The sequence below is a fragment of the Neisseria sp. P0001.S007 genome (assembly GCF_051963655.1).
GTDB lineage: Bacteria > Pseudomonadota > Gammaproteobacteria > Burkholderiales > Neisseriaceae > Neisseria > Neisseria subflava_A.
Genome location: NZ_JBQCUB010000001.1, coordinates 472,992 through 484,141 on the forward strand (window position 1 = coordinate 472,992; position 11,150 = coordinate 484,141).

Here is an 11,150-nt window from a genome sequence, read left to right on the forward strand (position 1 = left end):
TACTCTCAAAATGATTAATTGGTCATTACCATTTTCCAGTTATCCCAATACGGATTGTCCTACCTGGTGCAGGCAGATAGGAGCGGCTCATCGGGTCGAGATAGTAGCGGTTGGTCAGGTCGCTGCCCACCAGCTCGGCAGTCAGGTTTTTGCCGATTTTGTAGCGCAGGTAGGCATCCCATACTGCAACAGGCTGCCAGCGCATATAGTCGGGGTCTGCCTGTTTTCCATTACCTGCTTGGTCGTAATATACCTGAAAAATCGCCCTGCGGTATTATTCAGCTTAATAATCAAGTAAGTCTTTCGCGGCTTATCGTATGTAGGAAAACTGCTACAATAATAACCATCAATAAACCATCCCTTGAATCTATTCAGTCTACCTGAAACTCAAAAAGCAGCATGCACATGGTTTTACAGAAACCCTGTAAACAGCAAAGCTATCTCTTTAGAAAACGCATAAGGAAAACAACATGAATCTAGCCATCACTGGCTCCAGCGGCAACATCGGCGGTATGGTCGCCCGTCATCTGAGCACACGCGGTCTGCCGCTTATTCTGCCGCTGCGCAACCCTGCCAAAGCGACCGATTTGCCGAACTGCGAGGTGCGACGGTTTGCCTATGGTGATTTAGAGCTTGCCAAGCAGGCTTTAAATGGGGTGGACGTGCTGTTTATAGTGTCCGCCGCCGAAAGTCCAATGCGCGAACAGGAGCATTTGACTTTGGTGCAGGCTGCTTCGGAAGCGGGCGTGAAGCGTATTGTCTATCTCTCTTTTGCTCAAGCGGCGTTGGACAGCACCTTCACGCTGGCGCGCACTCATGCGGTTACCGAAAATGCAATCCGGCAAACAAATATGCGCTACATCTTTCTGCGCGACACTTTTTACAGTGAGATGATGGCAACAATTGCTAATGCAGACGGCATCATCGCAGGCCCAGCCGACGACGGGCGCGTTGCTTGCGTTTCGCAGCGCGATGTCGCCCAAGCAACGGCAAACATCATCGCCGACATCGCTTGCGACAATCACCACTACGATAATCAGACCTACACACTGACCGGTTCCCAATCATTAAGTTTTGTTGAAATAGCCGCCGTCTTAACCGAAATCACCGGCAAACCGCACTGCTACCACAATGAAACTGTGGAAGAAGCCTTCGCCAGCCGCAAAGCTGAGTATCCTGACACGCCCGATTGGCAGATTGAAGCCTGGGTTTCTACCTACACTGCCATTGCCAAAGGCGAGCTTGCTACCGTTTCAGACGACCTGTCACAGTTGTTGGGACGTGAGCCGCTTAATTTTGAAGACGTAGTAAAGGCGCAATATGCAAAATAATCTTGTCCCATTTATCGAGTTTCGTGGCACAGGCAAGCATTATGACGGCAAATATGCTGTGCACGATTTGGATTTGACCATTTATCAGGGTGAATTTTTCGTGTTGGTGGGTGGCTCGGGTAGCGGCAAATCCACCACTTTACGCATGATTAACGCGCTAATTGAACCGACCGATGGCAACGTTTATCTGCACGGCAAACGGATTAAAGACTACGACATCCGCCAGCTCCGCCACCAAATTGGTTACGTATTGCAGCAAATCGCGCTTTTTCCCACCATGACCGTCGCGGAAAATATCGAACTCATGCCTGACGTACTGGGCTGGCCGAAAGCCGAACGCAAAACGCGTGTGAATGAATTATTGGAGTTGGTGGAACTTGACCCTGCGCACTACCGCGACCGCTATCCGCATGAACTTTCCGGCGGTGAACAGCAGCGCATCGGTATTTTGCGAGCCATTGCAGCCAAGCCCCAAGTTCTGCTGATGGACGAACCGTTTTCAGCACTTGACCCGCTGGTACGCACCGTACTGCAAGACCAAATTGCTATGATTCACCAAAAATTTGGCACCACTATCGTTTTCGTTACCCATGATATGCAGGAAGCCGCCAAACTCGCTTGCCGTATCGGTGTAATGCATAATGGCAAACTGGTACAAATCGGCACACCTGAAGAAATCAAAAAGCAGCCGGCAAATGATTATGTGCAATCGCTGTTTTCCACCGCCGATGCACCCGATGCCGAACGCATCATCCACCAATTCTTACGGTTGGATAAACAGGGACAGGAAGCTGTGAGAAGGGCAGTGTTATGATGGTGAAGGCCGTCTGAAACCTCTTTCAAGGCGCTAATACCTTGCTGTAAAGCAAACATAAACATCTATTATTCAACGTACTAAACATAAAATTTAAAACTATGTTCTCATCCCTAAACGTTACCCCAGCAGAACTCTGGCAAATGCTGCTTACGCATTTATGGCTTTCCGGCCTGGCTTTGCTTGCGGCAGTGGCGATTGCAGTGCCTGCGGCCGTGTTGTTTGCGCGCAGACAGCGGGCAGCGGAAGCGGTATTGCAGTTTACCAATATATTGCAAACCATTCCGTCTTTGGCGTTGCTGGGTTTGCTGATTCCGTTTGTCGGTATCGGTTCGCCGCCCGTCTTGATTGCGCTCACGCTATACGCGTTGTTGCCTATTTTTCAAAATACCTATTTGGGGCTGACCCAAATTGACCAATCGATTCAAGATGCGTACACCGCATTCGGACTATCGCGCTGGCAATCATTGTGGCGGATTGAACTGCCGATGGCTTTGCCTGCCATGATTTCGGGCATTCGCACGGCGGCAGTGCTGATTGTCGGCACGGCAACTCTGGCGGCGCTAATTGGCGCAGGCGGCTTGGGTAACCTGATTCTGCTCGGCATTGACCGCAACAACATGACAATGACGTTTACCGGCGCATTGCTCTCCGCGTTATTGGCTGTCGGTGTAAGCGGCATTATCGGGCTGTTGCAGAAATCACGACGCAAGTTGCCGATTATTCTTGCATTGGCGGTGGGCTTCGGCGCACTCGGTCTGTCTCAGATTTCATTTACACCTGCTACAAAAAACGTGGTGGTTGCCGGCAAAATGGGGAGTGAGCCGGATATTCTGATTAACATGTATAAATTATTGATTGAACGTGAGAATTCGAACGTGAAAGTCACAGTCAAACCTAATTTTGGCAAAACTACTTTCCTGTTTAGCGCACTGAATAGTGGCGAAATCGATATTTATCCTGAATTCACCGGCACAGTGCTGGAAGCCTTAGTACAAGTACCAACTGAACAGAAGAACCGCCATCTGTCGCCAGATGAAACCTATCAACGGGGCAAACAATTATTGGCGGAACAATATCAGCTAGAGTTTCTGCCACCAATGTCTTATCAGAACACTTACGCGTTGGCGGTCAAAGAAAGCTACGGTGCATCGCACCAACTGAAGACAATCAGCGACTTGAAGCAGGTAGCGCCCAATATCCGAGCAGGTTTCTCACTGGAATTTATCGACCGAGCGGATGGCTATAAAGGCATGCAGGCAGCCGGTATCACGCTAAAACATATTGTTAGCTTGGAACCTGCCTTACGCTATACGGCATTGTTGAATGACAAAATCGACCTAGTGGAAGCCTTTTCCACCGATGCAGAATTGAAACAATATCAATTGCGCCTACTGAAAGATGATATTTCCCTGTTTCCTGCTTATCAGGGTGCGCCATTGATGAAAGCAGAATTTGCTGAAAAAAATCCTCAAATTGTGACCGCACTTAACCGACTGGCGGGAAAAATTAGCGAAGAGGAAATGAGCGAGATGAACTACCGCGTGAAAGTGCAAGGCGAAAGCGCGGAAAACGTAGCGCGGGATTATTTGGAGAAAAATGGGTTGTTAGGAAAGTAAAATTGGCAGTAGGTTACCTGAAAGCATCAGATTCTTAGGGAGGTATTATGAAAGCCGTAAAAATCTATCAAGCCGGCGGTCCAGAGCAACTGATTTATCAAGACGTGCCAACACCTGATATCAAAGAAAGTTGGTCACTGGTAAAAATCAAAGGCTTCGGCATCAACCATTCCGAGATTTTCACGCGTGAAGGCAAATCGCTGTCTGTCCAGTTTCCGCGTATCTTGGGCATTGAATGTGTAGGCGAAGTGGCGCAAAGTTCCACACCCGCGCTGGCGGTCGGACAAAAGGTCGTCTCTATTATGGGCGAAATGGGGCGCGCCTTTGACGGCAGTTACGCCGAATATGTGCTGCTGCCCAACGAGCAAATTTACCCCGTTTATACCGACTTGGATTGGACAACCCTTGCCGCAATTCCCGAAACCTACTACACCGCGTTCGGCTCATTACAACAGCTTCGTATCGCGCCGCAAGATCGTGTGCTGGTGCGTGGTGCAGGCAGTGGCGTGGGCGTAGCCTTTGCACAGTTGCTTAAAGCGCAGTTTCCGCATGTCGTACTGCACGGTTCAACGCGTAATCCTGCCAAAGCTACCCGTTTGCAGGCGGTTGGATTTGACGAAGTGATTACTGAAGCCGATGGCAAAATACAAACTGACCAAAGCTATGACAAAATTCTGGAATTGGTCGGGCCGGCAACTTTGCGTGATTCTTTCTCCCACATCAACGAACACGGCATCGTCTGCAATACAGGGCAGCTTGGTAACATATGGTACGTGAACAATTTTGATCCGATTATTGAACTCAAAAACAACAGCTATCTTACCGCCTTTTATTCGGGCAATGTCTCGCAAGCCAAGCTGGATGCGATGTTTGACTATATCCGGCAATTTAATGTGAAAATCTTAATTGAACGCGTGTTTACATTGGAACAAGTTCCCGAAGCCCACCGTTTTTTGCAAAGCGCGGACGGGTTTGGGAAAGAGGTGGTAGTCAATGAATAGGGCTATCTAAAATTCTATAAAAGAAATTTAATCATGCTTTGGAATAAAACTGTGATCTGAATTGGTTTCATGGATATTGATAAAGAGAAGGCCGTCTGAAATTCTTCAGATGGCCTTTTATATTTGAATTCTGTAAGTGATTGTACAACTAGAAGAAACAGGACTTAGCAGGCTAAAATACTAGCATTATAAATTTAACATAATATAAATTATTTTCCTTTTTCCTATTCTTCTACAAATTCCGCTTATTGTTCCTATATGTCAAATGAGAATCAATGATACTCTAGAGAGTGTGCTCATAGTACTCCAATTTTTAGTATGAAATCAATAGGTTTTAAGAGAAATTTGGCTGTACCTCTACCACTTAATTATTGGTTAGTGGAATAGGGTAGAGAGCAGGAAGTCTTAGTACGATACCAAGTACCTTCAACTCACAGACTGTCACTCTATCACTGATAGCAGGCTGGAATAGGACGGACAAAGATTTTGAATCACCCAAATTCAATCTCTAAGACGGCCTTCTTCCCGTCAATCCTTCCCCCTTTACCAGCAGCATTATCACAGATATCATATCAAACCAATTGTCATGATTTATTTGATTGCTGATACAACTATTTTATCTGTTAAAAGTGAATTCGTTGAGCCTTTTTATTTCCACATACCTTATTGCCTGGTTGCATTGTATATTCTGTAATTATTATCAACTTATAAAGGTAGATATACTGGCTGAGACCTTTGCAAAATCCCCCCAAAAAATCCCCTAAATTCCCACCAAGACATTTAGGGGATTTTTCATGACCACCTTCTTCCGGCAAACCGCCCAAGCCATGATTGCCAAACACATCGACCGCTTCCCGCTATTGAAGTTGGATCAAGTGATTGATTGGCAACCGATCGAACAGTACCTGAACCGTCAAAGAACCCGTTACCTTCGAGACCACCGCGGCCGTCCCGCCTATCCCCTGTTGTCCATGTTCAAAGCCGTCCTGCTCGGACAATGGCACAGCCTCTCCGATCCCGAACTCGAACACAGCCTCATCACCCGCATCGATTTCAACCTGTTTTGCCGTTTTGACGAACTGAGCATCCCCGATTACAGCACCTTATGCCGCTACCGTAACTGGCTGGCGCAAGACGACACCCTGTCCGAATTGCTGGAACTGATTAACCGCCAACTGACCGAAAAAGGCCTAAAAGTAGAGAAAGCATCCGCCGCCGTCATTGATGCCACCATTATTCAAACCGCCGGCAGCAAACAGCGTCAGGCCATAGAAGTTGATGAAGAAGGACAAGTCAGCGGCCAAACCACACCGGGTAAAGACAGCGATGCCCGCTGGACAAAGAAAAACGGTTTATACAGACTCGGTTACAAACAACATACCCGTACCGATGAGGAAGGCTATATCGAGAAACTGCACATCACCCCCGCCAATACCCATGAGTGCAACCACCTGTCGCCTTTGCTGGAAGGGATAGCCGAAGGTACGGCCGTCTATGCCGACAAAGGCTATGACAGTGCGGAAAACCGGCAACATCTGAAAGAGCATCAGTTGTTGGACGGCATTATGCGCAAAGCCCACCGTAACCATCCGTTGTCGGAAGCGCAAACTAAACGCAACCGATATTTGTCAAAGACCCGTTATGTGGTCGAACAAAGCTTCGGTACGCTGCACCGTAAATTCCGCTACTCCCGGGCAGCCTATTTCGGGTTGATTAAAGTGAATGCGCAAAGCCATCTGAAGGCGATGTGTTTAAACCTGTTGAAGGCCGCCAACAGGCTAAGCGCGCCTGTTGCTGCCTAAAAGTTTGATGGCTTTGGCTGTCGATACGGTTTTTGCCTTTGCCGTAGGCGGCTTCGGCGTAGATATAGACACCGGTTTGCGCACCGACGGAAACCCCGACGCCGACCTGTACGCCGGCATTGCGGTTTTTGCCGTCCTGATGTTGGCTGTCTTGGGCGGAGAGCAGCCGGATATCGCGTGCGGAATCGAGGCGGATGGCGTCGCCCGCAGTAATGTTGCTGCCTTGGACGGTAATGTCGCCCTCGCGGCTGCGGATATTGATGTCGTCGCCAGCTTTCAGGCTGCTTTGTTGGCTTTGGCGGTAGTTTTGGTTTTGTTCCTTGCCGGCGGATTTAAAGCCGAAGCCGGCTTCAACGGACAAGAGGACGGCGCCTTGCTGTCCGTTGTTGCTTTTAAGGGCGTCGGCCACTTTGCCGACGCCATCGGCCAGTTGGTAGGCTTGGGCGCCGGCGGCTAGACCCTGCAGGGCGCGGGTGCGGTCGTCGGCTGGTTGCGGCAATTGGCGTGCAAAAGCCTCAGCTGCATTCTATGCTTACTCGATACTCTGTACGGGAAAAAATATCTTACCCCACGGCATATCGTTTTCTTCAAAGATGCTTTCAAGATGATCGATAAAGGTGGGATTCACGGCATTGTCGTCTTCTGCACTGTTCACTACTTCGGGATAAAAATATTTAAAATAAAATAATTCTCCCTTAGAGGTAAGGTTAATATGTGTAAGCCAATAATATCCCCGCCAACGATCAAATTCTTGACTTTTCAAATAAAGATCTGCATCGGGATCATAACGGGCAAGATTCCGGCAATACATCCCAGATGTCTTCATCCGTAATCTCTTTCTGCGGCCAAAATTCCATCCATCTCAAGGTAAACAGCCGGTAAATAATCTCTACTGTTTCCTGCCAATCAATCCCTGAATTGGGAAGGTCTATAGGTTCTGTATCAACAAAAGCTAATTTTCGAAATACATCCTGAATAGCAGATGCTTGTCGTTCATTTATTCTCATAAGTTTACCCTTCTAAAAAAATTAATTAATTTTAACACTGCCTGCCGGTTTGCCTGCCGTTCTTTTTGACTTGTTTTGGGCAGCAAAAAGGGAATTTTTTGTGTTCAAAACCTTCGACTCCGCTTAAAGTCTTGCAGGATAAGGCTTGTAGGGGCTTCTAGCCCCTTTTTTGTCCTAATGCCACTTATTCAATATTTAAAAGATGTAATGGGGAATAGTGGATTCTTCTCATCCCATGCTACCTCATAATTAACAAATATATTTTTTAATGTTTTAATGAAAGGAATGTTTAATTCAAATTTCTTTCCATTCCACTCTTCAAACGCCTCTGGAATATATTCCTTTATTAAATCTATCCCTTTTTTTGTTAATACAATTTCCCCCTGATACCACACCTCATTATCATTATTAAAAGGACTTTGTTTTGCTAAATTATGGCAAAAGTCTAAAATATCATTTTTCGTTTCAAAGTTGATAGGTTCAAGAGTTGCTAATTGACATATTAATAATCTATATATGAATTCAACTGCAAATTGCCAATCTTTGTTTCCTTGACCATGCGATGCAAAATGCATTGGAAAATAACCATCTAATGCTAAATACTCAAATTCGCATTGAATATTTTCTGCTGTCTCTAAATTCATTAAAACATCCTTATCTAGCAGGGAATTTAAATTTTAACTCTGTTGGCTTGCCTTTTAAATTAATATTTAAGTTATTTAATGTTGGGTTATTAATATCAACAGACGCAGTAGTTCCCTTGGTCATAGAAGCATTACCTGCTGGCCTATACACCACAAAGGTTCCGTCCGGCATTTGCGCTTTCCAACAGCCCACACATTTACCTCCGTATAATTTTTCACCTTCGACTCGTTCCATTAGTGTAGGTTTCCTGCCTAAATATCGACGTGCAAAAGCCTCGGCTGTTTGATTCGGATTGTCTGAAGAGGACATTTCTCTAGCAGCGCCGGGTTTTCCTTTTTGTGGCTGCCCAGGCAGGCGGGTGCGGCCAGACGTTTGCATCCTTTTTAATGCATCAGCCTGCCTTTCTGCAGAAGAAACGGCATTACGTTGGCGTATCTCCTCTATTCTGTTTGGGTTGTGGGATTCGATTTTTTCATGCCGTTGCTGATTATATTTAGGGTTGTTTCTCCCTATGTTGATGTCATCTCTGTAATCTTTCGGTGGTTTCGGCAATGCCTTCTGTTCCCAATCCCGACTATTAAATCTCCGCTTTTTCCCATCCGGCCGCACCACCTTCACCGCATTGTCCGACCACGTTACCACAGAGCCTCTCGGTATCAGCTCTCCGTTGGCTAGGCGTTGCTCCTGTGCCAAGGTAACGGTTGTTCCCTCTGTTGCTTTGGAATTTGAAGGAATACGGATTTCGCCGACGGGTACAGTTTTTCTACCCGGAGCATTAACGTTATTTAGATTATGTGATTCGATTCCTTCATGTGTTAAATTATTTATCTTCGTAATCTTCGGCAAAGAAACTGCACCAGTCTGCCTCATTTTTACAGCATTGGTTTCCGGAAGCCCCTCCCAGCTTATGCGGTAAGCCGGATTACCCATACCTTTGGCAGCAACAAAACTTCCTCCCGTTCCGATTAGTCCTGCACCAATTGGGTAGAGGAACTTAAGCCATTAGCTGCAACGACTTCACTATCATCACGTATATCATCAATGTTGCCATTGACAACAGCATGCCTAAAATTGCTGTTGTGCCGTTTGAGCAAATCCCATTCCTGTCGGACTGCCTTCCTGATAGAACCAACTACTTTGTTTTGCTCTTCTCGGTCGGTAGCTAACTTTTCCAGTTTGTTCCAGGCTTTTTAATGTGTTGGAAAATGTCATGTTGTTTACACTTTTTCAGGCTGTCCAGTTTTTGTTTTTTCGCTAAAAAATCGGTTAGTTCAGTCTAAGTATGAAATCTGAAAAGTGTAAATAGCACTGTTGATTTCTAAGATTTTTAAATTAGTTTGGAAATGCCTAAAACATGTATCGATGTGGCAAATATTGATGAGTTATCTTTCTGTAGATGAATTAAGATTCTTCTGTGGTCTTTAATAAATTCATTTAAAAAAGAAAATCTCACATATTTATGACGTATTTCCTTAATTAATTTTCTATTGCTTAATTTAAATAATCCATTGCCAAATTGGCCATCAAATGAAAGCCATATTTTTACTCCTTGAGCATCTTCCCATTTTTTTGGATAAATGGTTGGTGGAGTATGAAGATAAATAATCATATTGATACAGTACCCTTTTAGATTATTTTCGGAAATTATCCATTTGGTAAAAAAGATATCATCTACGTAAAAATTTCCTTTTTCAAGTATATCTGCTCCATACATTTGCTTTAATAGATTCCATTTTCCCCCAATAAAGTCAATGTGCGCGTGCTTCATTTTTTCGTTTTCCCCCTGTTTCCATTTTTCATGTTAAATATTCTCTCAAAGAAATGCTCTTTAGGATCTGCATGCGGAGAAGGTTTTGTGTACAAATGCTCTGGAATACCTGTGATCGGACTGATTCCATAGGTTTGCCTATTGTGCGGGATGTTCTGCTCGGCCTTCCAAGTTTCTATATCAATAGTTCCATTTGTGGTATATGTGTTTAAATTTAATTTTTTTAAATTAAAATGAGCATGTTGATTTCCTATTCCATTAAGGTCTCCAAAATTATGCCCTACAGAGTGGTCTTGGATTACATAACCTTTGCCATTAACAATAAATAGATACTCCGTAGAAAATAACGTGCGTCCTAAAGAATCCTTTTTGTAAGTTACTATGCCTATTCGATCATGCTTTTTTTCTACAATTGGCACACGACGAACTGCTGTTGGCTGCATTGAATTAGGAATCCCTAATTGTCGCTTAGCCATTCTAAATGTAGCATGTTTCGTAGTTGCTGCTTGTTTAAATTCTGTCATGGCCTTCATTAGGTTTCGGTAATTTCGTTCTGTGTCTAAGCGAACTACTCCCACACCATTAACACTATCCATTACAGTCATTAACGGTACATTAATTCCATGTTCCCTAAGAAAATTTCTAGCTATTTCATTTTTCTTGTCTTGATTTACTTGATCTATTCTTTTTAATTTTTGAATCTCAGCATATATATCTGGCACATTACCTTGTAAGAAAAATGGGTCCATTGCATATGCGGCATTCTCCAATGTTGCGGCTCTACTCTGCATCCGCGTAACAGCAGAAGTACTATTCCCCGCAGCATTATTCTCCACCGCATTCTGCCCGACCGTCCCGGCAACCTGCGCATCAAACAACGCTCCGTTGCTGCTGTTCGTACCGTTCAGACTGCCTCCGGCCGCACCCACCACCGAAGCGATAGCACCGGTCTGCGCTTTAATCTCTTCTTTAATGTGCTCGGGTAACAGGTTGGGATTGAATTTCCCTGTGTGCGGGTCAATCGCGGTATGGCCGTCGTCGTATTGTTTGGCCAGATACCCGGCCGCACGTTCGGCAGCAACGGCGGCGCTGCCGCCGGCAAGCGGGTCGGCGCCGTTGGCGTAGGCCAAGGCGGCACCGAGCATAAAGTGGCCGATTGCTTG

The 11,150-nt window shown here is 45.5% G+C and carries 10 protein-coding genes and 2 pseudogenes; 5 read left to right on the plus strand and 7 right to left on the minus strand.

Annotated features, from left to right (window positions below):
• Positions 1-25: 25 nt before the first annotated feature.
• Positions 26-208 (minus strand): annotated as a pseudogene (locus tag ACTHRE_RS02295) (hypothetical protein); the annotation flags it as partial.
• Positions 209-470: 262 nt separating this feature from the next.
• Between ACTHRE_RS02295 and ACTHRE_RS02300 the strand changes: the two are divergent.
• From ACTHRE_RS02300 to ACTHRE_RS02320, 5 genes are all read left to right on the plus strand, one after another.
• Positions 471-1,331, plus strand: a complete 861-nt coding sequence (locus tag ACTHRE_RS02300; RefSeq protein ID WP_377072764.1) for an SDR family oxidoreductase — start codon at positions 471-473, stop codon at positions 1,329-1,331.
• Positions 1,321-2,145: an ABC transporter ATP-binding protein gene (locus tag ACTHRE_RS02305; protein WP_377072762.1), complete on the plus strand. Its 825-nt coding sequence runs from the start codon at positions 1,321-1,323 to the stop codon at positions 2,143-2,145. Before ACTHRE_RS02300 ends, ACTHRE_RS02305 begins: the two co-directional genes overlap by 11 nt.
• A gap of 101 nt (positions 2,146-2,246) precedes the next feature.
• Positions 2,247-3,764, plus strand: a complete 1,518-nt coding sequence (locus ACTHRE_RS02310; RefSeq protein ID WP_377072760.1) for an ABC transporter permease/substrate-binding protein — start codon at positions 2,247-2,249, stop codon at positions 3,762-3,764.
• A 47-nt stretch (positions 3,765-3,811) separates the two neighbouring features.
• Positions 3,812-4,765 carry a zinc-binding dehydrogenase gene (locus tag ACTHRE_RS02315; RefSeq protein WP_377072758.1) on the plus strand — a complete coding sequence of 318 codons (954 nt, stop codon included), beginning with the start codon at positions 3,812-3,814 and terminating at the stop codon, positions 4,763-4,765.
• Positions 4,766-5,559: 794 nt separating this feature from the next.
• On the plus strand, positions 5,560-6,567 hold the full coding sequence (locus ACTHRE_RS02320; RefSeq protein WP_440344750.1) for an IS5 family transposase: 1,008 nt from the start codon (positions 5,560-5,562) through the stop codon (positions 6,565-6,567).
• Here the strand turns inward: ACTHRE_RS02320 and ACTHRE_RS02325 are convergent.
• The 6 genes and pseudogenes from ACTHRE_RS02325 to ACTHRE_RS02350 form a co-directional block, all read right to left on the minus strand.
• Entirely contained in the window at positions 6,479-7,066 is a 588-nt protein-coding gene (locus tag ACTHRE_RS02325) for a hemagglutinin repeat-containing protein (RefSeq protein ID WP_377072756.1), read from the minus strand. The two genes, ACTHRE_RS02320 and ACTHRE_RS02325, sit on opposite strands and share 89 nt — an antisense overlap.
• A 33-nt stretch (positions 7,067-7,099) precedes the next feature.
• Positions 7,100-7,393 carry a hypothetical protein gene (locus tag ACTHRE_RS02330; RefSeq protein WP_377072754.1) on the minus strand — a complete coding sequence of 98 codons (294 nt, stop codon included), beginning with the start codon at positions 7,391-7,393 and terminating at the stop codon, positions 7,100-7,102.
• Positions 7,394-7,762: 369 nt separating this feature from the next.
• A complete protein-coding gene (locus ACTHRE_RS02335; RefSeq protein WP_377072752.1) occupies positions 7,763-8,218 on the minus strand; it encodes a hypothetical protein in 456 nt (151 codons plus the stop codon).
• 10 nt (positions 8,219-8,228) lie between these two features.
• Positions 8,229-8,993: pseudogene (gene mafB, locus ACTHRE_RS02340) on the minus strand (polymorphic toxin MafB class 2); the annotation flags it as partial.
• Between the two features lie 553 nt (positions 8,994-9,546).
• Positions 9,547-9,987, minus strand: coding sequence for a hypothetical protein (locus ACTHRE_RS02345; protein ID WP_070461584.1), 441 nt, complete (start codon positions 9,985-9,987; stop codon positions 9,547-9,549).
• A partial coding sequence (locus ACTHRE_RS02350; RefSeq protein WP_440344749.1) for an HNH/endonuclease VII fold putative polymorphic toxin occupies positions 9,984-11,150 on the minus strand: 1,167 nt, incomplete at its 5' end. The genes ACTHRE_RS02345 and ACTHRE_RS02350, both read right to left, overlap by 4 nt.